The organism is Streptomyces pinistramenti (genome assembly GCF_020564935.1).
In the GTDB taxonomy this organism is placed as follows: domain Bacteria; phylum Actinomycetota; class Actinomycetes; order Streptomycetales; family Streptomycetaceae; genus Streptomyces; species Streptomyces pinistramenti.
The window spans coordinates 1-24,533 of sequence record NZ_JAJCXB010000009.1 but is presented as its reverse complement, the minus strand read 5'-3'; the positions used below and the strand labels follow the sequence as shown (position 1 = coordinate 24,533).

Here is a 24,533-nt window from a genome sequence, read left to right as displayed (position 1 = left end):
GGTCGAGCGGGTGCAGGGCGCAGGGGGCGCGGCGGCCCCGTCGAGGCGGCGGGCAGAGACTGTGAGGGAAGTTACCGGTACGTACCGCAGAGGTCACGGGGTGCGTGCTGTGATGCGGAACTCTTTTCTAAGCGAGCGCTTATGCGTGGGCGGGTGCCGGTCCGGGCGAAGACGCGGAGAGGGACGCCGTGGCCGCGCGGCGCCCCTTGAGTGCCCGGCCCGTACGGCTCATGGGACGACCGGCGGCTGGTCCGTTTCCTCGGGCGACGGCAGCCGGTGCCGCCTGCGGTGCTTGAGCAGTGCCCACGGTGCACGGGTGGCGGCGACCTCCGTGCCGCCCTCGGACGCGGCCTCGGCAGCGGCCTGTTCGACGGGCAGGATGCCCTCGCGCCTGGCCTCCTCCGGGCGCTCGCTCTCCGGCCACAGGCCGAGCGAGGCGCACAGCGTGGGCAGCACGGCCATCGCGGCGGTGGCGTAGCCCTCCGCCGACGGGTGGTAGTTGTCCGGCCCGAACAGCTCACGCGGACGCGCCTCGAACTCGGGCCCCAGCAGGTCGCCGAGCGAGACCGTACGGCCGCCGCTCTCGACCACCCCGATCGTCTGCGCCGCCGCGAGCTGCCGGGACAGCCGCCGGGCCACCCAGCGCAGCGGCTGGTAGACCGGCTCGATGGTCCCCATGTCAGGGCAGGTGCCGACCACCACCTCGCAGTCCGCCGCGCGCAGCCTGCGCACCGCGTCCGACAGGTGGCGGACCGAGCGGGCCGGCGGCATCCGGTGGGTGACGTCGTTGGCGCCGATCATGATGACGCAGACGTCCGGTGCCTGCGTGCCCTCCGCGAGCAGCAGATCCACCTGGCGTTCGAGGTCGTCGGACTGGGCGCCGGGCAGGGCGACGTTGCGGAAGTCCACCGGCCGCTCGGACAGCGCGGCGAGGCCGGAGGCGAGCAGTGCGCCCGGTGTCTCGCGGGCGCGGCGCACGCCCTGTCCGGCGGCGGTGGAGTCGCCGAGGAAGCCGAGCCGCAGCGGCGCCTGGCCGGTGCGGTGGCCGAAGGCGGCGCCGTAGCGGCCGTCGGCGCTCGGCGGGGTTTCCTTGGAGCCGCCGACGGTACGGCGGGCCAGCCGGACCTCGGTCAGCAGCAGTCCGGCGGCGGCCACCCCGAGCAGCCCGATCCCACTGCCGCCGAGCGCGGCGGCGGTCGCGATCCGCCGGGCCACTCTCGCCCTGGACAACGTCATCGGCATAGGCCGGGCACCTCCCCGTGCAGTGCGTGGTGCGCCATGCCGGGTCGGCCGGCGCGCTCCGGAAAACGGCGGGAACTCGTACAACAAGTTGTTGCCCCGTAGCGCACCGAACGCAACGCACGGGACGGGCAATAGGCTGGCAGGACGGGCGCAGGACAGCGTGCCCCCGACCGCGGAGACCACCGTGCAGTTTTACGAATCGATGATTGAGCTAGTCGGCAACACCCCGCTCGTGCGGCTCAACAACGTCACCCGAGGGATCCAGGCGACCGTCCTGGTGAAGGTCGAGTACTTCAACCCGGGCGGATCGGTCAAGGACCGGATCGCGGTGCGGATGATCGAGGCCGCCGAGGAGTCGGGCGAGTTGCAGCCGGGCGGCACCATCGTCGAGCCGACGTCGGGCAACACCGGCGTGGGGCTGGCGATCGTGGCCCAGCAGAAGGGTTACAAGTGCATTTTCGTCTGCCCTGACAAGGTCTCGACGGACAAGATCAACGTGCTGCGGGCGTACGGCGCCGAGGTCGTGGTCTGCCCGACCGCGGTGGACCCCGAGCACCCGGACTCGTACTACAACGTCTCGGACCGGCTGGTGCGCGAGACGCCGGGTGCCTGGAAGCCGGACCAGTACAGCAACCCGAACAACCCGCGTTCGCACTACGAGACGACCGGCCCCGAGCTGTGGGAGCAGACCGGGGGCCGCGTCACGCACTTCGTGGCGGGTGTCGGCACCGGCGGCACCATCAGCGGCACCGGCCGCTATCTGAAGGACGCCAGCGAGGGCCGGGTGCGGGTCATCGGCGCCGACCCGGAGGGCTCCGTCTACAGCGGCGGCTCCGGGCGCCCGTACCTGATCGAGGGGGTCGGCGAGGACTTCTGGCCGACCGCCTACGACCGCACCGTCGCCGACGAGATCGTGGCGGTGTCGGACAAGGACGCCTTCCAGATGACCCGGCGCCTGGCCAAGGAGGAGGGCCTGCTGGTCGGCGGCTCCTGCGGGATGGCGGTCGTGGCCGGTCTGGAGGTCGCCTCCCGGCTCGGCCCGGACGACGTCGTCGTGGTCCTGCTGCCGGACAGCGGCCGCGGCTATCTCTCCAAGATCTTCAACGACGAGTGGATGGCGGACTACGGCTTCCTGGAGGGCAGCGGCGCCGCGGCCCGGGTCGGCGAGGTGCTGGCGCACAAGGAGGGCGCACTGCCCTCGCTCGTGCACATGCACCCCGAGGAGACGGTCGGCGAGGCGATCGACGTGCTGCGCGAGTACGGCGTCTCGCAGATGCCGATCGTCAAGCCGGGTGCCGGGCACCCGGACGTGATGGCCGCCGAGGTCGTCGGCTCGGTCGTCGAACGCGAGCTGCTCGATGCCCTGTTCGCCCAGCGTGCCTCCCTGTCGGACCCGCTGGAGAAGCACATGTGCGCGCCGCTCCCGCAGGTCGGCTCGGGTGAGCCGGTCGCCGACCTGATGGCGGTCCTGGAAGGCGCCGACGCGGCCATCGTCCTCGTCGAAGGCAAGCCGAAGGGCGTGGTGAGCCGGCAGGACCTGCTGGCGTACCTGGCGCGGGAGGCCGGCAAGTAGCGGCCGGGGGCGGGCGCCGGCGAGGTGAACGCCGGGCCCGCGCAGGAGGTACGCAGGCGTCATGTGCCCGCAGCACGGGCTTAACACGGGTCGGGCAGATTACTGAGCACGGCGATACGGAACTCCGGAGCGGCTCCCGGGCCTCCGCCATCGTCAGGACGTCCTGTCCGGCCCTGGCCCGGACACGTCCCTCGCGGGGACCGCCGTCGTCCCGCCCCCGGCCCCGGCCGGGGTGAGGCGGTCCCCGCACCTTCTTTTTCCCGGCGCGGGGCCCGGCTCCGCTACGCGCCGTTGTCGTGGCGGGGAGGGCGGAGCAGACCGGCGGCATTCGTGCTGTGCGCGGCGTTGACGCCGACGATGCCGGCCCAGCACACCAGCAGCCCGGTCAGGCCGGCGTTGACCACGGCGATTGCCGACAGCGGGACGGCCAGGACCAGGGAGACCGTGACGAAGCCGAAGCGTGCGGCGAACGTGCCGTCGCCGAAGGGCGCGCCCGTGCCGGGGCCGCGGTCCTGGCGGCCGGAACGGGCCACCTGGAGCTGGGACTGCGCAAGCCCCCGCCGGACGCGCTGGTCGACGGTCCGCTCCAGCTTCTCCAGGAAGGCGTCGGTCAGCTCCGCCTCGTAATCGGGGCCCAGGTCCTTGCGGGCCCGGAGGGTCGCGCCGAGTTCGTCGGCAAGTTCGGGGTCGTGGGTCGCCATGGAACCGAGATTACGGACGGGGGCGGGCCCGCGCGGTAGGGCCAGCACCCCTCTTCCTGACGGGCGGCGGTCAGCCTGCCGGGGTGGTCCCCGCCTCCGGTGCGGCCGCGGCCCGGGTGTCGTCGGCGGGTTCTTCCGGCAGCCGCGCGGTGTCGCGGTGGGTGACGGTCCAGTACAGGACGGCGGGCACGATCAGGCCGACGAGCCAGGAGATGTCGGCGCCGCCGAGCGGGGCGACCAGCGGTCCGGTGTAGAACGCGGTGGCCAGGAACGGCAGTTGGGCGAGGACGCCGATGGTGTAGGCGGCGAGGGCCTTGATGTTCCAGGCGCCGTAGCGGCCGGCCGGGTCGCTGAGCGCCGGGATGTCGTAGCGCTCCTTGGAGATCAGGTAGTAGTCGGCCAGGTTGATCGCCGACCACGGGGTGAAGAAGGTCAGCAGGAAGAGCAGGAAGTCCTTGAAGGAGGTGAGGAACGAGTCCTTGCCCAGCAGGGCCACGGCGGTGCCGGCCACCATGATCCCGAAGATGTACGCGGACCGGGCGCGCGGCGTCAGGGTGCGCTGCCCGCGGAAGCCGCTGACGCTGGTCACCAGCGACATGAAGCCGCCGTAGGTGTTGAGGATGTTGATGGTGAGCTTGCCGAAGGCGATGACGAAGTAGAGGACCGAGGCGATCAGGCCCGCGCCGCCGAGGCCGACGATGTAGCTCACCTCGTGGCCGACGAACGCCCCGGGGGCCGCCGCGGCGGCCAGCGCGCCGAAGGTCATCGACCACTGCGCGCCCAGCACCGAGCCGGACAGCGTCCACCAGAAGGTGGCCCGCGCCGAGGTGCGCCGCGGCAGGTAGCGCGAGTAGTCAGCGACGTACGGGCCGAACGCCAGCTGCCAGGACGCCGAGAGCGAGACGGCGAGGAGGAAGACGGGCAGGCCGAAGCCGCGGTCGTGGAGGAGGTCGGCGAGGTCGGCGCGGTCGAGGAGGCGGATGCCGAGGTAGACGAAGGCGAGGGCGCAGACCAGCCCGGCGACCCGGCCGAGTACGTGGATGAGCCGGTAGCCGACCGCCGCGGCGAAGGCGGTGACGGCGGCGAACAGGATGATGCCGGGGGTCGCGCCGAGATGGGTCAGCTCGCCCACCGCCTGCCCGGCCAGCACGCTGCCGCTGGCGAAGAAGCCGATGTACATCACGATGACCAGGGCGAGCGGGACGACGGCGCCGCGGACGCCGAACTGTGCCCGCGAGGTGATCATCTGCGGCAGGCCGAGCCGTGGGCCCTGCGCGGAGTGCAGTGCCATCACCGCCCCGCCCACGAGATTGCCCAGAAGCAGCCCGATCAGTGCCCAGAAGGCCGTCGCCCCGAAGACGACGGCCAGCGCGCCGGTGACGACGGCGGTGATCTGGAGGTTGGCGCCGAGCCAGAGGGTGAACTGGCTGAAGGCATTGCCGTGCCGTTCGCTGTCCGGGACGACATCGATCGACCGCCGTTCCACCACGCCTGCCATGTTGCGCCACCTCACTGTATGGATTCATGCAGGATCAACGCAGTGTGAATGGAAGGTCAATAGGTGGAGCCCGATTTCTGTCGGCCGGGGCGCGGACGGCGCCGCGGCGATGCCGCAGCGACGCCACGTCCGCGCAGGTCAGGCGGCCGGCGACGGGGATTCGACCGGCCGGAGTTCATCCGCGTACGACACCGAGCGCCGGCGCATCAGCCCGTCCTCGGTGATGTCGTACTGGCCCAGGCGCCACAGCGGCGGCGAGTAGGCGTGCACGGAGACGGCGTCGTCGGTGGCGCCGGAGAGCCGGTGGATGTGGTCGGGCCCGAAGCAGAACGAGGTGCCCGCGCCGACCGTCGTGGCCAGGTGTTCCCCGCCGATCCGCGGGTTGGTCTCGGTCAGCGCGCCCTGGACGACGCGGACCGCGCCGGACGAGAGGTCGTGGTCGTGCCAGCCGGTGTCGTTGCGCCGGGTCCAGCACAGCAGCCAGATGTCGACGTACGCGTCGCGGTACAGCGAGGCGTAGTGCCGCTCGGTGTCGGAGAAGGCGACCTGCGTGCGCCACAGTCCGGGGCGGGCGGCGAGAGCGTCGACCAGGTCCTGCAACTCGCGCTTGCCTAGGGGGCGTTCGGGCAGCGAGGCGAACGGCTCGGGGGCGCGGACGGCCTGGTCGGGGGCGGGACGGTTCATGGGCGGGCTCCTTTCGCCGGGCCCAGCAGGCGGGCCGGGTTGACGGTGCGCAGGGCGTGCAGGGCGGCCTCCGCGCCCAGGTCGGGAAGGGCGGGCCGGGCATAGGGGCGGTCGCTGCCGCTGACGACGACGTCGATGCCGACGGCCCGTACCAGCGCGTCCACCGCCCGCGTCCCGTACGACGAGGTCTCGTAGAACGCGGCGGTGTCGACCCGGCCGCGGTCCCGGCCGCCGCGTGCGGCCAGCCGCTCGCCGTGCAGCGGGGCGAGGCCGGCCAGTGCGGCGAAGCAGACCCGCAGCCGCGGATGGCGCGGCCTGCCGAAGGCGCGGAACGCGAACCAGGAGGCGTGCAGCTGCTGGACGTACGGGACCAGGGCGGGCCACCAGGCCGGTGCCGCGCCCGCGGGCGGGGCCGTGCCGGGGTGGATGAACAGCGGCCGGTCCAGCTCCGTGGCGGCGTCGATCAGCGGGGCGCAGCGCTCCCATCCGGCGGCGTCGAGCAGCGCGGTGGCCGGGAGTTGCAGGCCGGCGCAGCCGCGGGCGAGCAGGCGCCGCACGGGCCCGGGGTCAGGCCGGGGCGCGGACAGGCAGGGCGAGGCCCAGACGCCGAACGGCGCGGGCAGGGCGAGCGCGCCGTCGTGGAACGCGGCGAGCAGCGGTGCGGCCTCGTCGGGCGGCAGATACTCGATGCCCAGCGGGCTGGAGAGCGAGACCAGCGCCAGGTCGAGCCCGTCGGCGCGGGCGAGGCGCTGCCGGGCGCCGATGTCGTGGTCGGCCGGGTCGACGGCATACGGGGCCTCGCCCGGCAGGTGCAGCGTCCAGCCGTCCAGCCGCGGCGGTGCGGTGCGGGCGCGCAGCAGGGCGGTGAAATCGGGTGGCCAGATGTGCTGGTGGACGTCGGCCGGCATACGTCTCCCTCGGCGGCCGGGCGGGATCCCGGTGTCCGGCCGCGGGCGGGTGAACTGGCCGGCCGCCCACGGGGGCACGGAACTTAACCGCTTCACTGATGCGATTAAGTGAAACGCTTAACGCGAGGCGGTGTCAAGGGTCCGCCGGGCCGGGACGGGAGCCGGAGCGGACGTGGCGGCCGGGCCGGTGTGCCGTCCGCGGGGCCGTGACCGACGGGTCGCCCGCCCGCCTTGGGTAGGCTCTCGGCATGGCCAGGCCCAGTAAGCGCACCACCCTCCGTGAGGTGGCCGAGGCCACCGGACTCTCCACCGCGGCCGTCTCCTACGCGCTGCGCGGCAAGCACGTCTCCAAGGAGACCGAGCAGCGGGTGCGCAAGGCCGCCGCCGACCTCGGATACGAGGCCGACCCGATCGCCCGCGCCCTCGCCGGCGGCCGTACGAGCATGGTCGGCGTGCTCTCCGGCGACCTCCAGGACCTCTGGCAGCAGCAGCTGATGGCCGCGATAGGCCGCGAGCTGCTGGCCGGCGACCGCTATGCGCTGATCCTCGACGCGGGCGGCGACCCGGAACGCGAACTCGCGCTGGCCAAGCAGCTGCGCGACCAGCGCGTCGACGGCCTCCTGGTGTCGCCGGTCGACCCCTCGGCCGAGGGCTGGGCGAAGATCGCCGACGCGGTGCCCGTCGTCTCCATCGGCGATTCGCTGCGCCGCGCCCGCACGGCGGGCGAGGTGCTCTTCGACAACCGCGCCGGCATCGACACCGTCCTCGACCATCTCAGGGGCCTGGGCCACCGCCGCATCACGGTGCTGACCCCCACCGGGCCCTCCACCCCCGACCGGCCCGCCGACGTCTACGTCCGCGAGGCCGCCGACCGGCTCCACCTCACGGTCGAAGTGCTGCCCTGCGCCCAGGAGTTGGGGGAGGCGACCGCGGTCGCGCGGCGGGTCCTGGACGGCGCCGGCGGCGGGGGCGCCCGGCGTGCCGTGCCCACCGCCGTCTTCTGCTTCTCCGACTCCATCGCCTACGGCGTCTACGCGGCGGCCGCCGAGGCATCCCTCGCGGTCGGGCGTGACCTGTCCGTCGTCGGCTTCGACGACCACCCCGTCTCGCGGATCCTGACCCCGCCCCTCACCACCCTGGACTGGGGCCTGGCCGATATCGCCAAGGAGGCCGCGCGGCTGGCCGTCGCGGCGATCGAGGGCCGCCGGGTCCGCCGTAAGCGCATCCTGTGTGCGCCGCGGCTGTCGGAGCGGGGCTCGGCGCTGGGGCGTGGCCCCGGCTGACCGGCCGCGGTCCTGGGCCCGTTGCTCCCGCCCCCGGGCTCGGCGGCGGGCACGTACGCGATCCGGCGACCGGTCGCCGCCCCTTGCCCGGCCTGCATATGGTCATGCAGAGTCTTAGGTGAGTGAATGGAAGTCGATGGGCCGGCGCGGTGCGCCTGTTGCTCCGGCCCTCCGTGCGGACGCGGTATCGGGCTTCCCTCCACGAAGGGCGCTGGACAAGGGAGTTGAGCGCGATGCTTTCCCCCATGGCGGACTCCGGCCGGGACGCGGGCCACCCCCACGGCCCGCCCCGCGACACCGTGCCACAGGCACCCCAGCGGCACGCCCTGCCCCGCATCACCCTCGACGGCCGCGGCCTGCGCCCCGCCGACGTCGCCGCCCTCGCCACCCGCACCGCCCGCCCCGGCCCCCTGGATCCCGAAGCCCTGCACCGCGCCGAGCAGTCCTGGCACACCGCACGCCGGCTCGCCGCCACCGGCCGGGTCTACGGGCGCAGCACCGGCGTCGGCGCCAACCGCACCGAGGACATCCAGCACGCCGACGCCGCACACGGGCTCCGGCTGCTGCGCAGCCACGCCGGAGCGATCGGCGACCCGCTGCCCGCCCGCGAGGTCCGTGCCATGCTCGCGGTCCGCGCCAACCAGCTCCTCGCAGGCGGCGCCGGCCTCAACCCCGCCGTCGTCACCGCGCTCCTCGACGCCCTGGACACCGGTGCCCACCCGGTCGTCAACGAATTCGGCGCCGTCGGCACCGGCGACCTCGCCGCCCTCGCCCAGACCGGCCTGGCACTGGCCGGCGAGCACCCCTGGCGCTGCCCTTCCGGCGGCCGCGCCCCCGCCCCCGTCGCCCTCGACAGCAACGACGCCCTCGCCCTGATCAGCAGCAACGCCCTCACCCTCGGCCAGTCCGCGCTCGCCCTCGACGAACTCCGCCGGCTGCTCGCGGCGTCCCTCCCCGTCGCCGCGCTCTCCCTCCTCGCGGTCGGCGGCTCGTACGAACCCTTCGCCGAACCCGTCATGCGCGCCAGGCCGCACGCCGGCTCCGCGGCCGCCGCCGCCCGCATCCGCACCCTCTCCGGCGTCCCCGCCCGCCCCGCGCCACCGCTGGGCCGCATCCAGGACCCGTACGGATTCCGCTGCATCCCGCAGATCCACGGCCCCGCGCTGGACGCCGCCGACACCCTGGAACAGGTGCTGGCCGTCGACCTCAACGCCGCCGCAGAAAACCCCCTGATCAGCATCGACGACCAGGCCGCCTACCACCACGGCAACTTCTACGCCGCCCACACCGCGCTCGCCCTGGACAGTTTCCGGCTGGCCGTCCTGCAGACCGCGCAGCTCTCCACCGCCCGCCTCGCCGCGCTCTCCGAACCGGACCTCACCCGGCTGCGGCCGTTCCTCGGCGACGCGGCGCCCGCCAGCTCCGGCGTGATGATCCTGGAGTACGCGGCCGGTGCGGCGCTCGGCGAACTGCGCGCCGTCTCCCAGCCCGCCACCCTCGGGCACGCCGTGCTCTCCCGCGGCGTCGAGGAACAAGCCAGCTTCGCCTCACTCGGCGCTCGCCAGACGCTGCGCGCCTGCATCTCCTTCCGGCACGTCCTGGCCTGCGAACTCGTCGCCTCCGTAAGGGCGTTGCGGATGCGCTCACTCGAACCGGAACCGGACACCCCGGTCGCCGTCGGCTACGCCCTGGCGGCCGGGGCGCTGGACGCCAGGATGGAGGACCGCCCCCTGACGGATGACGTCGCGGTGGCGGAACGGCTGCTGGAGCGTCTGGCGGAGGTGTAGCGGGCGGCGGTGGGGCCCGCGGCGGGGGGGGCGGGCCGCTGCGGGCCAGGAGTTCCGTACAGTCGGTCGGTACACGAGACGGCCTTGACCGGGCCGGGAGGAAGAGGCGATGAGCGGGGACGGGGACAACGGCGGCGCGGCGGCCGAGGCGACGGCACGGGCGGCCGGTGAGCCGGACGTGACAGCAGCGACGACGGGGGCCGGTGCGCCGACGGGAGCGTCCGGGACCGGTGGGACGCCCGCCGAAAGGGCACGCAGGCGAGCGGACGCGGCGAAGGCGGACAGGGCGAAGACGGACGAGGCGAAGGCGGGCAGGGCGAAGACGGACGAGGCGAAGGCGGGCAGGGCGAAGACGGACGAGGCGAAGGCGGGCAGGGCAGAGGCGGACCCGGCGGACCCGAACGTGGCAGAGCGGGCCGCCGGGGCGGACCAGGGGGCCGACGCGACGGCACCGGCCTTCCCGGACGCCGCCGCCGGCCCCGCCACCCGCCTGCAAAAACTCTTCGAAGGACACCGGCTCACCCCCACCCAGCGGCGCATCGCGCACTGCATGGTGCGCAGGGCCGCCGACGCGCCGTTCCTCTCCAGCGTCGAACTCGCCGAACTCGCCGGCGTCAGCCAGCCGTCCGTCACCCGCTTCGCCGTCGCCCTGGGCTTCGACGGCTACCCCGCACTCCGCCGCCACCTGCGCGAGGTCGCCCCCGCCGAACCGTCCGGCGGCAACGGCACCGCCAACGAATACCAGCAGGCCGTCCAGGCGGAGATCGACAACCTCCGCCACCTCGCCGCCGCACTCGCCGACCCGTCCCCGGTCGTCCGCGCCGGGCAGCTGTTCGCCGCGTCCCGGCCGCTCCTGGTGCTCGGCCTGCGCGCGGCCACCGCACAGGCCGCCGGATTCGTGTACTTCGCCCGCAAGGTCCACCCCGACGTCCGCCTCCTGGACGAGGGCGGCACCCTGCTCGCCGACCGCATCGACGCCGCCGTACGGGCCGGCGCCGGCACCCTGCTCTGCTTCGCGCTGCCCCGCCACCCCCGCGAGGTCGTCGAAGCCCTGGAGTACGCGCGCGCCGTGGGTCTGACCGTCGTCACCGTCGCCGACAGTGCCTTCGCGCCCGTCGCCCACCACACCGATCTCCTGCTGCCGGCCCCGGTGGGCACCGGCCTGGCCTTCGACACGGTCTGCGCCCCCATGCTCCTGGGCCGCGTCCTGCTGGAGGCGATGTGCGACGCGCTGCCCGACGCCCAGTCCCGCCTGGAGGAATTCGACGCGAAGGCGGCGGCCAGAGGGCTGTTCGTGGAGTGAGGACAGCGAGGACTCGCGCTCCGGCCCGCGCTCCGGCTCGTCCTCCGAATCACCTTCCGGCTCACCTCCCCTCCGTCTCAGAAAATCCTCATCCGGGCTGGCTACGATCCGCGGCCGGTACAGGTGTGACATAGCGCCGCGACGCCCGGGGTGACGTCGCGGGCTCGACGCGAGGAGGACCGACGTGGGGCGCGGGGCGTATGCGCTGGCGCGGGTGGCCGTGATCGTACGGGCGCCGGCCGGCCTGCTGTGGTGGCCAGGACTGCTGGCAGCGGGCATCGGGACGCTGCTGCCGGGGCTGACCGGACGACGGATCGGGCTGCTCGCGGGGGTGGCGCTCGCCCTGATCGCGGCATGCGTCGTGTTCCTGACGCGGCGCCGCCGCCTGATGGCCCTGGCAGGCGGCGCCTCCCGGGCAGGCAAGGCCGTCATCCTCCAGGACCGCACGGTCACCGTACGGATCTGGCGCCGGGCACACCGCTGGTGGCTGCTGCTCGCCTTCCTGGCCGCGGTCGGTTCGTCGTGGGCGCTGCCCGCAGCGGGCGGACTGCTGATGGCGGGCATCGCCGCCGGACTCTGGGCCAAGTCCCTGTGGCTGGGCCGCTGGGAGCGGGAACACGAGGCACTCCTGTGGGTCCGCACGGAGGCCGCGGCGCACGGCGGAGCGACGGGCAAGGACGTCCGCGGCTACCTGACAACGGGCGTGGCGGCCGGCGACGCGGCGCCGGGCGGCGCACGCGTCCGGGGTGGCGCCCGTGCCAGGGGCGGCGCCGGCACCCGGAGCAGTGCCGGTGCCAAGGGTGGTTACGGACGTACGGCTGGCACCCGGGCCGCTGGTCCGCGGTAGGCGGACGGGTCAGCTACGGCGGGCCGATACGGGCCGGGCACGGCGGGCCGCTACGGGGCGGGCCGCGGTCACCTCACCCTCGCCCCACCCCACGTCACCTCACCTCACTTCAACGCGCGCATGCCGTCGGCGTGGGCTGCGCCGCTTTCGGCTGCCAGTTCCTGGAGGGTCTGCGGGGTGCGCACGGTCGCGAAGCGGCCGGCGCCCGACGGGTCGGCCACATAGCCGTAAACCCCGGGGCGCGGGAGGGAGTTGTAGGCGAAGTGGGTGGAGAGGTAGTAGGCGCCGGTGTCCAGCAGGGCGGCGTGGTCGCCGGACTCCAGTGGCGGGAGCGCGCGGTTCTCGGCGACCAGGTCGCCCGCGAAGCAGCACGGCCCCGCAACGTCCTGGGCGACCGGTTCGCCCGTCTTCGGAAGCCCCTGCGCGTCGTACGCCGCGACCCGGATCGGCCAGGCATCCGGGGCGAAGACCGTACGGGTCGCCACCTGGGCGCCGGCATGGGTGACCGCGATGGGACGGCCGCCCGCCGACTTCGCGTACTCGACGCGGGCCACGATCGTGCCGTGCTTGGCAAGCAGCGACCTGCCGAACTCGGTGACCAGCCCGTACCGCCCGGAGAACAGGCCGGGCACCGCTGTGCTGAGCAGCTCCGCGTACTCCCGGTACGTGGGCGCGGCCACGTCCGACGCGAAGTTCACCGGCAGCCCGCCGCCGATGTCGAGGGTGTCGATCTGCGGCCGCGCGGCCTTCGCATTGATCTCCTCGGCGAGGTCGAACAGGGCCCGTACGCCCTCGGCCATCAGCGGCAACGGCATGCCCTGCGAGCCGACATGGGCGTGCAACCGGGTCAGCCACGGGCGGTCCAGGTAGGCCCGCACGACCCAGTCGCGGGCCCCTGCGTCCCGCAGCCCCACACCGAACTTGGAGGTCTCGGTCGCGGTGCTCATCGCGCCGATGCTGCCGCCCCCGATCTGCGGATTGACGCGCAGGCCGAGCGGTGCGCCGGTCGGCGCGGAGGCCACCAGGCCGTCGATACGGGCCAGTTCCTCGGGGTTGTCGGCGTTGACCGCGATGCCGAGGGCGAGCGCTTCGCGCAGCTCGGCAGGGGTCTTGGCGGGGGAGTCCAGCACCGTGCGGGCGGCGGGCACCCCGGCCGCGCGGGCCAGCGCCAGTTCACCGGGGCTGGCCACCTCGCAGCCCAGGCCCTCGTCCACGAGCAGCCGGAGCACCGGCACGAGCGAGGCGGCCTTCACCGCGAACGCGTGCAGCACGGGCGTGCCGGGCGTGGTGAACTCCGCGAAGGCGGACCGCAGTTCGGCCGCCGAACGGCGGATCCCCGCCACGTCCAGGAGCCCGGCGACGGGCTCGGCAGGGCCCACGAGCCCCTGCGCTACGGCTGCCTGTACGGCACGGTCCCGGTCCGTCACAACAGGGCCGGTCATGAAGCCGGTCTGGGTGCCACTCATACCGCTACTCCATCACTGTCATCGGCCGAAGCGCCATGGGGGGCCCAGGAATTGGACCCGGTAACCGGACGAGCGGCCGGCTCGGAGCGGGGGGCCGGTGCCGTCATCGGCTCGCCTTGGCGTGCCCGGCCGTCTCGCTGAGCGGCGCGGGTGCCGTGCCCCCGGCCCCGGCGGGCGGTGCCGCAGAGGCTGCGGGGCCGACGCCGTCGACGATGGCCCGGAGCGCCGCCACATGGCCGTCGAACGCGGTCCTGCCATGGCCGGTCAGCCGCACCTTGGTACGCCGCTTGCGGCCGCCGCCCTCCTTGTGGATCTCCAGATACCCGGCCTCCTCCAGGGTGTGCAACTGCTTGGAGAGTGCGGAGTCGCTGAGCGAGAGGCTGTCGCGGATGAAGGCGAAGTCGGCCCATTCGGTGGCCGCCAGCAGGGCCACCACCGACAGCCGGGTGGCCGGGTGAATCAGCTCATCGAAGCCGGCAGGGGTGCTCATCGGGTGCTCTCCTCGCGGACGGGCGTGGTCATCGGGTGGCTTCCTCGCCGTGAGCGGGCCGTATGCCGCGGCTGCGGAGTGCGGTCATCGCCCAGCGGTTCGCCGGTCCGACGAACAGGAGGAAGGCGGCGGCCGAGAGCGTGGCCTGGATCAGGCTGCCGAAGGGCAGGTGGAGCGAGTCGGTCAGGCGGCCGGACAGCGCAATCGTCGTGCAGGTCACCACCATCCCGGCGATGAAGGTGGCGAACGACCGCCAGGTGTGGCGCGAACGGTGCAGCCTGACGCGGGTCTTGCGGTTGGCGACCACCGCCAGGGCCAGCAGCAGGGCGACGTAGCCGGCGAGCACCAACCAGAAGCCCCGGTCGGAGAGGTCGAGCCCCCAGCTGGCGATGAAGAGCCACATGATGCCGGCCGTGGTGTACGTCGCCCCCGGGCCGCTGGATGCGCTGCGCTCCAGCTCGTCGTACACCCGCTCCTGCGGCACCCGGATGCGCTGCAGATCCTGCCAGGCGCGCTCCGCGTCCACCGGTGTGCTCATGGCCATCGCCTCCCCAAGACGTTTACTTGCCTACTGGGAAAGTTAGCACCGGCTTTCCCAGTAGGCAAGTCGAATCGAGGGTGAATGTGCGGGCGGGGTGCGGTCGGTGCGGCCGGTGCGACGTGTCGCGTCGGGTGGCCGGTGGGTGCACTTCGGGCCCGCCGGGTGTCGCGCCCTGTTGACTGGCCATATTCAGCGAAGCCAGTATGTGAATAGCTCGATCCAGTCGACGTCAGGGAGGCACCACCCATGTCGGGACCGCGACCCGTACAGGCACCGCGCGGCACGAAGCTGAACACCTTGGGGTGGCAGCAGGAGGCTGCGTTGCGGATGTTGCAGAACAATTTGGATCCGGAGGTGGCTGAGCATCCGGAGAAGTTGGTGGTGTACGGGGGGACGGGGAAGGCGGCGCGGGACTGGCGTTCGTTCGATGCGATGGTGCGGACGCTGGGGTCGTTGCGGCAGGACGAGACGATGCTGGTGCAGTCGGGGCGTCCGGTGGGGGTGATGCAGACGCATGAGTGGGCGCCGCGTGTGCTGATCGCGAATTCGAATCTGGTGGGGGACTGGGCGAACTGGGAGGAGTTCCGGCGTCTGGAGCAGCTGGGTTTGACGATGTATGGGCAGATGACGGCGGGGTCGTGGATTTATATCGGCACGCAGGGGATTTTGCAGGGGACGTATGAGACGTTCGCTGCGGTGGCGGCGAAGAGGTTCGGGGGGTCGCTGGCGGGGACGATCACGTTGACGGCGGGGCTTGGCGGGATGGGGGGTGCGCAGCCGCTGGCGGTGACGATGAATGATGGGGTGGCGATTTGTATTGACTGTGATCCGCGGGCGATTGAGCGGCGGATTGAGCATCGTTATCTGGATGTGCGGGCGGATTCGTTGTCGCAGGCGCTGGAGTGGGCGGTTGAGGCGCGGGATGCGCGGCGGCCGTTGTCGATCGGGTTGCTGGGGAATGCGGCGGAGGTGTTGCCGCGGATGCTGGCGGAGGGTGCGCCGGTGGACATTGTGACGGATCAGACGAGTGCGCATGATCCGTTGTCGTATCTGCCGGTGGGGGTGGAGTTCGGGGAGATGGCTGCCTTGGCGGCGGCGGATCCTGCGGGGTTCACGGTGCGGGCGCGGGAGTCGATGGCGGCGCATGTGGAGGCGATGGTCGGGTTCCTGGATGCGGGGGCCGAGGTTTTTGATTACGGGAATTCGATTCGGGGGGAGGCGCAGTTGGCGGGGTTTGGTCGGGCGTTTGCGTTTCCTGGGTTTGTGCCGGCGTATATTCGTCCGTTGTTCTGTGAGGGGAAGGGTCCGTTCAGGTGGGCTGCTCTGTCGGGTGAGGCGTCGGATATTGCGGCGACGGACCGGGCGCTTTTGGAGTTGTTTCCGGAGAATGAGTCGTTGCACCGGTGGTTGAAGATGGCTGGGGAGCGGGTGCGTTTTCAGGGGTTGCCGGCGCGGATTTGCTGGTTGGGGTATGGGGAGCGGGACCGGGCGGGGGAGCGGTTCAACGACATGGTGGCGTCGGGTGAGTTGCAGGCGCCGTTGGCGATCGGGCGGGATCATCTGGATTGTGGTTCGGTGGCGTCGCCGTATCGGGAGACGGAGGCGATGCTGGACGGGTCGGATGCGATTGCGGACTGGCCGTTGCTGAATGCGATGGTGAATGTGGCTTCGGGTGCGTCGTGGGTGTCGTTGCATCACGGTGGTGGTGTGGGGATGGGGCGGTCGATTCATGCGGGTCAGGTGTGTGTGGCGGACGGGACGGTGCTGGCGGGGGAGAAGATCCGTCGGGTGCTGACCAACGACCCGGGCATGGGTGTCATCCGTCACGTCGATGCGGGCTACGACATCGCCGAGAACGTCGCCGCCGAACGCCACGTCCGCATCCCCATGCACGAAGAAGGACCGGCGGCCACCCCGACCCAGGGCGGCCACGCATGAACTCCTCCTTCCACACCATGTGGGACGAGCTGCGGCCGATCGGCCGCGACTCCTCGTCCGGCGGCTACCGCCGTGCCGCCTGGACCGGCGCCGACACCGACTGCCGCGCGTGGTTCCGGGCCCAGGCCGAGGCCCGCGGGCTCTCCTACGAACGGGACCGCAACGGCAACCAGTGGGCGTGGCTCGGCGCCGCGTCGTACACCGACGTGGCCGCGGGCGAGGCCGTCGTGACCGGCTCGCACCTGGACTCCGTGCCCGACGGCGGCGCCTTCGACGGGCCGCTGGGTGTCGTCTCCGGCTTCGCCGCCCTCGACGAACTCCGCCGCAGGGGAGCGGAATTCGGCAAGCCGCTGGCCATCGTCAACTTCGGCGACGAGGAAGGCGCGCGCTTCGGGCTCGCCTGCGTCGGCTCCCGGCTCACCGCGGGGCTCCTGACCCCGGAGGCCGCCCACGAGCTGCGCGACGCGGACGGCGTCACCCTGCCGCAGGCCATGGAACGCGCCGGATACGACCCGTCGGCCATCGGCCCGGACCGTGAACGGCTCGACCGGATCGGCGCGTTCGTCGAACTCCACGTCGAACAGGGCCGCGCCCTCGACCTGACCGGCGACGCCGTGGGCATCGCCTCCGCGATCTGGCCGCACGGCCGCTGGCGGTTCGACTTCCACGGCGAGGCCAACCACGCGGGCACCACCCGCCTGGAGGACCGCCGCGACCCGATGCTCACCTACGCCGAGACCGTGCTCGCCGCACGCGAGCAGGCCCGGCTGGCCGGCGCCCTGGCCACCTTCGCCAAGATCAGCGTCGAACCGAACGGCGTCAACGCGATCCCCTCGCTCGTCCGCGGCTGGCTGGACTCCCGCGCCGCCGACCAGGACACCCTGGACACGGTGACCAAGGAGATCGAGCGGGCCGCGACCGAACGCGGCGCCCGCGACGGCGTGGACGTCCGCGTCGTCCGTGAATCCTTCAGCCCCATCGTGGAGTTCGGGCACGCGCTGCGCGACGAACTGGGCGCGATCCTCGGGCGGACCGGCACCGGCGGAGCCCGTACCGTGCCGGTACTCGGCACCGGCGCGGGGCACGACGCGGGTATTTTGTCCGGCACCGTCCCCACCGCCATGCTGTTCGTACGCAACCCCACCGGCGTCTCGCACTCACCCACCGAAACCGCGGCCGAGGACGACTGCGTCGCCGGAATCACCGCACTCGCCGACGTACTGGAAGGTCTCGCGTGCACATGACGACGCAGAGCATGACGACGCAGAGTACGACGACGTACTGGCTCGAACACGCCTGGCTCGGCACCCACACCGAGCCCGGCGTGGCCGTGGACGTGGCGGACGGGCGGATCACGGCCGTCCGCACCGGCACCGCAGCCCCGCCGCCCGGCGCCGTCGCGCTGCGCGGGCTGACCCTTCCCGGCCTCGCCAACGCCCACTCGCACGCCTTCCACCGCGCCCTGCGCGGCACCGTCCAGGCAGGCTCGGGCACCGGGTCATCTCCGCAAGAGCGGAGCGGAGTGGCGGCGGGGGGCGTGGAGCGGGCGCCGGATTCATTCTGGACCTGGCGCGAGGTCATGTACGACATCGCCGGACGGCTCACCCCCGACAGCTACTACGCCCTCGCCCGCGCCGTCTACGCCGAAATGGCCCTGGCCGGCATCACCTGCGTCGGCGAGTTCCACTACCTCCACCACGCGCCCGGCGGCACCCGCTACGACGACCCCAACGCCATGGGCGAGGCGCTGATCGCGGCCGCCGCCGACGCCGGAATCCGGATCACCCTCCTCGACACCGCCTACCTCTCCGCCGGCTTCGGCGCCCCGCCGGGCCACCACCAGCAGCGCTTCTCCGACGGCAGCGCCGACGCCTGGGCCGAACGCGCCGCCGCCCTCAAGGACGGCCGCGCCCACGCCCGCATCGGCGCCGCCATCCACTCCGTACGCGCCGTGCCCGCCGGGCAGTTGAGCACCGTCGCACAGTGGGCCGCGGAACGGCAGGCCCCGCTGCACGTCCACCTCTCCGAGCAGACCGCGGAGAACGACGCCTGCTACGAGGCCCACGGCTGCACCCCCACCCGGCTGCTCTCCGACCACGGCGTCCTCGGCCGCCGCACCACCGCCGTGCATGCCACCCACCTCACACCGGAGGACATCGGCCTGCTCGGCGGCACCGGCACCGGCGTCTGCATGTGCCCCACCACCGAACGCGACCTCGCCGACGGCATCGGCCCCGCCGCCCAACTCCGGCACCGCGGCAGCCCGCTGTCCCTCGGCAGCGACAGTCACGCCGTCATCGACCTGCTCGAAGAGGCCCGCGCCATGGAGCTCGACGAGCGCCTGCGCACCCGCACCCGCGGCCACTGGACGGCCGGGGACCTGCTGCGCGCTGCGACCGTCGACGGTCACGCCTCGCTGGGCTGGGACGACGCCGGCACCCTCACCACCGGCGCCCTCGCCGACCTCACCACGATCGCCCTGGACTCCGTACGCACCGCGGGCCCGCTGCCCCGACTGGCCGCCGAGACCGCGGTATTCGCCGCCTCCGCGGCCGACGTACGGCACACGATCGTCGGCGGCCGGCAGATCGTCCGGGACGGGGCGCACACGCTGCTGCCCGACGTACCCACCGCACTGGCCGAAACCATCGCCGCCCTGCGCGCGAGCGACTGACGCGCCCCCAGCGGCCGAAGGAGAACACCCCCGCGATGACGACCACCGCACTCACCCACATCGCCCAGCTCGTCACCAACGACCCCTCCCTGGGTGAAGGCCCCCTCGGCCTGATCCAGGACGCGGCCGTCGTCATCGACGGCGACCGCATCGCCTGGGTCGGTGCTTCCAGCAAAGCACCCGCCACTGACAACGCCGTCGACGCCGGCGGCCGCGCCGCCATCCCCGGCTTCGTCGACTCCCACTCCCACCTGGTCTTCGGCGGCGACCGCACCCAGGAGTTCAACGCCCGCATGTCCGGCCGCGCCTACTCGGCAGGCGGCATCCGCACCACCGTCGCCGCCACCCGTGCGGCCACCGACGCACAGCTCTCCGCCAACGTCGCGCACTACATGGCGGAGGCGCTGCGCCAGGGCACCACCACCTTCGAGACCAAGTCCGGCTACGGCCTGACCGTCGAGGACGAGGCCCGCGCGCTGCGCATCGCCGCGGCCCACACCGACGAGGTCACCTACCTCGGCGCGCACATCGTCTCCCCCGACTACGCGGACGATCCGGCCGCCTATGTCGACCTCGTCACCGGCCCCATGCTGGACGCCTGCGCCCCGCACGCCCGCTGGATCGACGTCTTCTGCGAGAAGGGCGCCTTCGACGGCGACCAGGCGCGCGCCATCCTCACCGCCGGAAAGCAGCGCGGCCTGCTGCCGCGCATCCACGCCAACCAGCTCTCCTACGGCCCAGGAGTCCAGCTCGGCGTCGAACTGGACGCCGCCTCCGCCGACCACTGCACCCACCTCACGGACGCCGACATCGACGCGCTGGCGAACTCCGCCACCGTCGCCACGCTGCTGCCCGGAGCGGAGTTCTCCACCCGCGCCGTATGGCCCGACGCCCGCCGCATCCTGGACGCCGGCGCGACGGTTGCGCTCTCCACCGACTGCAACCCCGGCTCCTCCTTCACGTCCTCCATGCCGTTCTGCATCGCCCTCGCCGTCCGCGACATGAAGATGACGCCCGACGAGGCGCTCTGGGCGGCCACCGCGGGCGGCGCGCAGGCGCTGCGCCGCACCGACGTCGGCCGGATCGCCCCCGGCGCCCGCGCCGACCTCGCCCTGCTGGACGCGCCTTCCCACGTCCACCTCGCCTACCGGCCCGGCGTCCCGCTCGTCACGGACGTATGGCACAGGGGAGTCAGGGTCTGAACGAAGGCCGCGCGGGGCGCTACGGCCCCGGACGCGAAGGAGGGCCCGTCCCGAGTCGCCCGGGGCAGGCCCTCCTTCGCGCGGGCTGCTGCCGGTCGGTGGACCGGCAGTGACCGCGATGCCTCACTCGTCGATCATCAGACCCTTGCGCAGCCGCACCAGGGTGCGGGAGAGCAACCGGGAGACGTGCATCTGAGAGATGCCCAGTTCCTCACCGATCTCGGACTGGGTCATGTTGGCGACGAACCGCAGCGACAGTATCTTGCGGTCGCGCGGCGGGAGTTCGGCGATCAGCGGCTTCAGGGACTCGACGTACTCGATGCCTTCGAGCCCGTGGTCCTCGTAACCGATGCGGTCCGCCAGCGCGCCCTCGCTGTCGTCTTCCTCGGGCTGCGCGTCCAGCGAGCTCGCGGTGTACGCGTTGCTCGCGGCCATGCCCTCGACGACCTCGTCATTGGTGATGCCGAGGCGTTCGGCCAGCTCGCCGACCGTGGGTGCACGGTCCAGCTTCTGCGCCAGTTCGTCGCCGGCCTTGGCGAGATCCAGACGCAGTTCCTGCAGTCGCCTGGGTACCCGCACCGACCAGCTGGTGTCGCGGAAGAAACGCTTGATCTCGCCGACGATGGTCGGCATGGCGAACGTCGGGAACTCGACGCCACGGCCCAGTTCGAAGCGGTCGATCGCCTTTATCAGGCCGATTGTGCCGACCTGGACGATGTCCTCCATGGGTTCGCTGCGGGAGCGGAACCGGGAGGCCGCGAACTTGACCAGGGCGAGATTGAGTTCGACCAGGGTGTTACGGACGTACGCGAATTCGTGGGTGCCTTCCTCCAGCGATTCCAGTCGCTCGAAGAGGGTTTTGGACAGGGCCCTCGCGTCCACCGGACCCACCTCGTCGAACGGGGGGATCTCGGGCAGCCCGTCGATGTCGGGCATTTCCGCGACATCGGATTCGGCGGGGATCGCCTGGGCAGGGATCTGCCCTGTCGGGTCGGACGGGGGTGTCGACGAGGTGTGCTGCCGGGTGCCGTCGGTGCGCAATTCGTCGAGCCGGGGTGACATGGTCTCCTCCATCGTTCTCGGCATATGGCTGCCGATGCCTCTACGTGAAGCTGCGGTGTGCGGCGCCTCCAAAGCCGGCCGTGGCGAATGTGTCTGTTCTACGCCTACCTGGCTTTGCCTGAAGATGGCAAGTGTGCGATGTCCTTATTTCGTGCTATATGGCGATTGTTCGGCTACCCCTGCGTGAAACGAAGGCGTAGGGTTCTCGCGAGCGCAGTCATAGGCAATCGACGTCGAGACAGCAAGAGGGGTGCGCGCGCATGGACCGCGGGACGGTCGGCAGTGCGAGCCGGGGCCGGCTTCACGTCGCGATCCGGCATCACGGCGCCAGCGCGGTCGTGACCGCTGCCGGTGAATTGGATCACCACACCGCCGATCTGTTGCGTGAGTCGCTGGAAGGGTGCGTGGCCGACGGCTACGCGCGACTCGTGGTCGACTGCTCCCCTCTGGAGTTCATGGACTCCACCGGGCTCAACGTGCTGCTCGGCGCCCGCCTGAAGGCGGAGGCCGCGGGCGGCGGGGTCCATCTGGCCGGAATGCAGCCGGTGGTCGCCCGGGTATTCGAGATCACCGGTGCGGAGGCGGTTTTCACGGTGCATGACTCCCTTGATGAGGCACTGGCCGACTGAGGGTGACGCGGAGGGTCCGGAGGGTGGCATTCCGGGCACGTAGTCCTCGTCACAACTTCCGTACCCAAGAAGTGGGTGTTCTCACGGTCCCGTCGGGCAGGAGACATCTGAATCCGTTGAATCAGTCAGGTATCAGTTTCCGTGAAAAGGCGAATCGGTGAGGTGAAGCGCTGATGAGCACCACCCGGCCGTACCCGCCGGGCGATCTCGGCCCGGAACCGGGCAGCGCCGGTGCTTCCGCCGCCGCCCCGGCCTCCTCCGCCGCCCCGGCCGGTCAGGTCCGCAGGCTGCGCCTGGCAGGCACCAAAGGAGCCGTGGCGCGCGCCCGCGACTTCGCCAGGGAAGCCCTTCAGGACTGGGGCTGGCTGCCGGCCGCCACCGCCGACCAGCGGGCGGCCGCCGAGGATGTGCTGCTCGTCGTCTCCGAGCTGGTGACCAACGCCTGCCTGCACGCCGAGGGCCCCGAGGAGCTGCGGCTGCGCTGCGCGTCCAAGGTGCTGCGCCTGGAGGTCAGCGACCTCGGCGCGGGATCGCCCGCACCCCGTACGCCGCACCGGGCGGGCCGGCCCGGCGGGCACGGCATGTTCATCGTGCAACGGCTCTGCCTGGACTGGGGTGTTGTGCGCAACGCCGACGGTGCGGGCAAGACGGTGTGGGCCGAGTTGGCCGCACCGTCTTGAGCTGTGCTGCCACCCGGCTGCCCTGATCCGGGCGCCGGTGCGCCTTCCACGGCGTACGCATCTCCTGTGTGGCCGGAAGACGAGGGCGCGGACCTGCGGGTCCGCGCCCTCGGTACGCTCCGGCCGATCCGGGCTGCGCTGTGTCTTCCCTCGACAAGGTCCCCGGCGTACCTTGAGCGCCCTATCTGATGTGCCGTCAGTTGCCAAGAGGCGGTGCGCGAACGGGAGAAGGGATGTCGAGGTGGCCCGCTTCCATACACAGCACGCCAGCCGCCCGCGCCGTACGGCCACGCTGGCCGCGGCCCTGGTGGCAGCGGCGGGGTCGGCGGTGATGCTGGCCGCTCCGGCCGCGCAGGCCGACGTCGTCGACGTCAACTACCAGTGCAAGACGCCCATCGGCAACAAGGGCGCGGTCTCGCCCATCGACATCAAGGGCACTCCCGGTGGTGGCGGGTACAAGCTCGTGATGTCGTTCCAGAAGGGCGTCTCCTCCAGCCCCGTCGAACTGGGCAAGGGCGCCATGAAGCCGTCCGCGCTGATCACACTGGGCGGCGCGGACAGCGGCACGGTGCCGGTGTCGGGGCCGACGAACGACAAGGCGATTCCGGCCAACACCCCCATCAAGATCAGCGACTTGAGCGGGACGTACACGCCCAAGAGCAGCGGGAAGGTGACGTTCACGGCGTCCACGCTCACCATCAAGGCGCTGGGCACCACGACCACGTGCACGCCGAGCAACAGCCCCAAACCGTCGCTCACCTTGGACGTCAAGGGCTCGGGCGGGAGCAGCGGCGGCAGTTCGGGCGGTACGGGCGGCTCGTCCGGCGGGTCGTCGGCCGGCTCACCCGGCAGCCTGCCGCAGACCGGACCCGCGGATTCAGCCCTCGCGCTCGGCACGCTCGGCGGCACGGTGCTGCTGGCCGGCGCGGCGGGCGGCCTCTGGCTCACCCGCCGCAGGCAGCGGGTCTGACCCGGGGGCGGCCCGCACCCGCCCCCGCACTCCGCACGCGTACGAGCACCAGGAGCCGCCGATGCCGTTCCGTAGCCGCGCAAGGGTCACCGGCGCCGTTCTCGCGGCCGCCGCCGTGCTGCTGTGCCCCGCCCGGTCCTGGGCCGATCCCGTACCGGACGCGCCGCCGGGAGCGGCGGTGACGGCCGCGCCGGCGGCGGGCAGCGGGACCGGGGCCGGCGACCGGGGCCGGACGTACTTCTACCTGGAGGGCGGGCCCGGCACCGTGATGAAGGACCGGCTGGCGCTCACCAACCCGGCAGACCGGGCCCGTACCGTCCGGCTGCACGGCGCGGACACCGGGGCGTGGCTGGTGCCCGCCGCCAAGGAGGTGCGGATCCCGGCGCGGACGCGGGCGACGGTGCCGTTCACCGTGACGGTGCCCGGTGATGCGACGCCCGGCGACCACTCGGGGACGCTGATCGCCGAGGACGGCGGGCGGAAGATGAGCGTCCGTATCCATCTGCGGGTGACCGGGCCCGCCCTCTCGGCGCTGACCGTCGAGAACGTCTCGGTCACCGGACGCGGGGACACCACGGTGATCCACTACGCGCTGGTCAACCGCGGCACCACCGTGCTCACCCCGCGGCTCGCGGTACGCGCCGACGGCGTCTTCGGACCCGTACTGCGGCGCGCGGCCCGCACGCTGCCGGTCCGGCTGTCCCCGGGGCAGCGCGTCGAACGCACCGAAACCTGGCCGGATCCGCCCGCCCTGGACGCGGTGGACGTACGGCTCACCGCCACGGCGGGCGGCGGCGCGCACGGCACGGCCGAGGCCCGCTACACCCCCGTGCCCCGGGGCCCGCTAGGCGGCGCTGCGCTCGTCCTCGTGGCGGGGGCGGGCGGCTGGGCGGTACGGCGCGGACGGCGCCGCCGGGCGGCAGCGGCGGCAGCGGTAGCGCACAGCGAAGACGGCGACGGCGTAAGGGATGTGATGAGTGTGGGAGCCCCCTCGTGAAGCGCGGCACGCGCCGTCGCACCGGGCCCAGGGCGTGTCCGATGGGGCGCCCGGGGGG

Annotated in this window: 22 protein-coding genes; 13 read left to right on the top strand and 9 right to left on the bottom strand. The window is 72.6% G+C overall.

Annotated elements, in window-relative coordinates; genetic code table 11:
- Window positions 1-228: 228 nt before the first annotated feature.
- Window positions 229-1,242, bottom strand: coding sequence for an SGNH/GDSL hydrolase family protein (locus LIU39_RS09010; RefSeq protein ID WP_227046072.1), 1,014 nt, complete (start codon window positions 1,240-1,242; stop codon window positions 229-231).
- 184 nt (window positions 1,243-1,426) lie between these two features.
- On the opposite strand from LIU39_RS09010, the gene LIU39_RS09005 reads away from it, so the two are divergent.
- Window positions 1,427-2,815: a cystathionine beta-synthase gene (locus LIU39_RS09005; RefSeq protein ID WP_227046071.1), complete on the top strand. Its 1,389-nt coding sequence runs from the start codon at window positions 1,427-1,429 to the stop codon at window positions 2,813-2,815.
- 281 nt (window positions 2,816-3,096) lie between these two features.
- On the opposite strand, the gene LIU39_RS09000 is transcribed toward LIU39_RS09005, so the two are convergent.
- The 4 genes from LIU39_RS09000 to LIU39_RS08985 all read right to left on the bottom strand — a co-directional run bounded on the left by LIU39_RS09000 (window position 3,097) and on the right by LIU39_RS08985 (window position 6,606).
- A complete protein-coding gene (locus tag LIU39_RS09000; protein ID WP_227046070.1) occupies window positions 3,097-3,516 on the bottom strand; it encodes a hypothetical protein in 420 nt (139 codons plus the stop codon).
- Window positions 3,517-3,586: 70 nt separating this feature from the next.
- Window positions 3,587-5,014, bottom strand: coding sequence for a purine-cytosine permease family protein (locus LIU39_RS08995; RefSeq protein WP_227046069.1), 1,428 nt, complete (start codon window positions 5,012-5,014; stop codon window positions 3,587-3,589).
- A gap of 138 nt (window positions 5,015-5,152) precedes the next feature.
- Window positions 5,153-5,698, bottom strand: a complete 546-nt coding sequence (locus tag LIU39_RS08990) for a cysteine dioxygenase (protein WP_227046068.1) — start codon at window positions 5,696-5,698, stop codon at window positions 5,153-5,155.
- Window positions 5,695-6,606: an amidohydrolase family protein gene (locus LIU39_RS08985; protein WP_227046067.1), complete on the bottom strand. Its 912-nt coding sequence runs from the start codon at window positions 6,604-6,606 to the stop codon at window positions 5,695-5,697. Before LIU39_RS08985 ends, LIU39_RS08990 begins: the two co-directional genes overlap by 4 nt.
- A gap of 248 nt (window positions 6,607-6,854) precedes the next feature.
- Between LIU39_RS08985 and LIU39_RS08980 the strand changes: the two genes are divergently transcribed.
- The 4 genes from LIU39_RS08980 (at window position 6,855) to LIU39_RS08965 (ending at window position 11,826) form a co-directional block, all read left to right on the top strand.
- Complete coding sequence (locus tag LIU39_RS08980) at window positions 6,855-7,889, top strand: LacI family DNA-binding transcriptional regulator (RefSeq protein ID WP_227046066.1); 1,035 nt, start codon at window positions 6,855-6,857, stop codon at window positions 7,887-7,889.
- Between the two features lie 233 nt (window positions 7,890-8,122).
- The gene (locus LIU39_RS08975) at window positions 8,123-9,676 is read left to right on the top strand and encodes an aromatic amino acid ammonia-lyase (RefSeq protein WP_227046065.1); all 1,554 of its coding nucleotides are present in this window, start codon (window positions 8,123-8,125) and stop codon (window positions 9,674-9,676) included.
- Between the two features lie 490 nt (window positions 9,677-10,166).
- Window positions 10,167-10,979, top strand: coding sequence for a MurR/RpiR family transcriptional regulator (locus tag LIU39_RS08970; protein WP_227046216.1), 813 nt, complete (start codon window positions 10,167-10,169; stop codon window positions 10,977-10,979).
- Between the two features lie 184 nt (window positions 10,980-11,163).
- A complete protein-coding gene (locus LIU39_RS08965; protein WP_227046064.1) occupies window positions 11,164-11,826 on the top strand; it encodes a hypothetical protein in 663 nt (220 codons plus the stop codon).
- Between the two features lie 104 nt (window positions 11,827-11,930).
- Here LIU39_RS08965 and LIU39_RS08960 read toward each other — a convergent pair whose 3' ends face one another.
- The 3 genes from LIU39_RS08960 to LIU39_RS08950 form a co-directional block, all read right to left on the bottom strand.
- Window positions 11,931-13,292, bottom strand: a complete 1,362-nt coding sequence (locus LIU39_RS08960) for a type III PLP-dependent enzyme domain-containing protein (protein ID WP_227046063.1) — start codon at window positions 13,290-13,292, stop codon at window positions 11,931-11,933.
- Window positions 13,293-13,395: 103 nt separating this feature from the next.
- The gene (locus LIU39_RS08955) at window positions 13,396-13,782 is read right to left on the bottom strand and encodes a transcriptional regulator (protein WP_227046062.1); all 387 of its coding nucleotides are present in this window, start codon (window positions 13,780-13,782) and stop codon (window positions 13,396-13,398) included.
- 28 nt (window positions 13,783-13,810) lie between these two features.
- Window positions 13,811-14,320: a hypothetical protein gene (locus tag LIU39_RS08950; protein WP_227046061.1), complete on the bottom strand. Its 510-nt coding sequence runs from the start codon at window positions 14,318-14,320 to the stop codon at window positions 13,811-13,813.
- Window positions 14,321-14,569: 249 nt separating this feature from the next.
- On the opposite strand from LIU39_RS08950, the gene hutU reads away from it, so the two are divergent.
- From hutU to hutI, 4 genes are read left to right on the top strand one after another with little or no spacing between them, the layout of a single operon-like run.
- Window positions 14,570-16,261: a urocanate hydratase gene (gene hutU / locus LIU39_RS08945; RefSeq protein WP_227046060.1), complete on the top strand. Its 1,692-nt coding sequence runs from the start codon at window positions 14,570-14,572 to the stop codon at window positions 16,259-16,261.
- A complete protein-coding gene (locus LIU39_RS08940; protein WP_227046059.1) occupies window positions 16,258-17,505 on the top strand; it encodes an allantoate amidohydrolase in 1,248 nt (415 codons plus the stop codon). The genes hutU and LIU39_RS08940 overlap by 4 nt, the downstream gene beginning before the upstream one ends.
- Window positions 17,506-17,516: 11 nt before the next feature.
- The gene (locus tag LIU39_RS08935) at window positions 17,517-18,935 is read left to right on the top strand and encodes a formimidoylglutamate deiminase (protein WP_227046058.1); all 1,419 of its coding nucleotides are present in this window, start codon (window positions 17,517-17,519) and stop codon (window positions 18,933-18,935) included.
- A 35-nt stretch (window positions 18,936-18,970) separates the two neighbouring features.
- A complete protein-coding gene (hutI, locus tag LIU39_RS08930; RefSeq protein ID WP_227046057.1) occupies window positions 18,971-20,137 on the top strand; it encodes an imidazolonepropionase in 1,167 nt (388 codons plus the stop codon).
- 123 nt (window positions 20,138-20,260) lie between these two features.
- On the opposite strand, the gene LIU39_RS08925 is transcribed toward hutI, so the two are convergent.
- Window positions 20,261-21,073, bottom strand: a complete 813-nt coding sequence (locus LIU39_RS08925; protein WP_372463834.1) for an RNA polymerase sigma factor SigF — start codon at window positions 21,071-21,073, stop codon at window positions 20,261-20,263.
- 386 nt (window positions 21,074-21,459) lie between these two features.
- Here LIU39_RS08925 and LIU39_RS08920 point away from each other — a divergent pair, with 386 nt between their 5' ends.
- The 4 genes from LIU39_RS08920 to LIU39_RS08905 all read left to right on the top strand — a co-directional run bounded on the left by LIU39_RS08920 (window position 21,460) and on the right by LIU39_RS08905 (window position 24,475).
- Window positions 21,460-21,828 (top strand): STAS domain-containing protein, encoded by a 369-nt coding sequence (locus LIU39_RS08920; RefSeq protein WP_227046056.1) that lies wholly within the window; start codon window positions 21,460-21,462, stop codon window positions 21,826-21,828.
- A gap of 173 nt (window positions 21,829-22,001) precedes the next feature.
- The gene (locus LIU39_RS08915; protein ID WP_227046055.1) at window positions 22,002-22,508 is read left to right on the top strand and encodes an ATP-binding protein; all 507 of its coding nucleotides are present in this window, start codon (window positions 22,002-22,004) and stop codon (window positions 22,506-22,508) included.
- A gap of 241 nt (window positions 22,509-22,749) precedes the next feature.
- Complete coding sequence (locus tag LIU39_RS08910) at window positions 22,750-23,478, top strand: LPXTG cell wall anchor domain-containing protein (protein ID WP_227046054.1); 729 nt, start codon at window positions 22,750-22,752, stop codon at window positions 23,476-23,478.
- A gap of 61 nt (window positions 23,479-23,539) precedes the next feature.
- A complete protein-coding gene (locus LIU39_RS08905; RefSeq protein ID WP_227046053.1) occupies window positions 23,540-24,475 on the top strand; it encodes a COG1470 family protein in 936 nt (311 codons plus the stop codon).
- Window positions 24,476-24,533 lie beyond the last annotated feature (58 nt).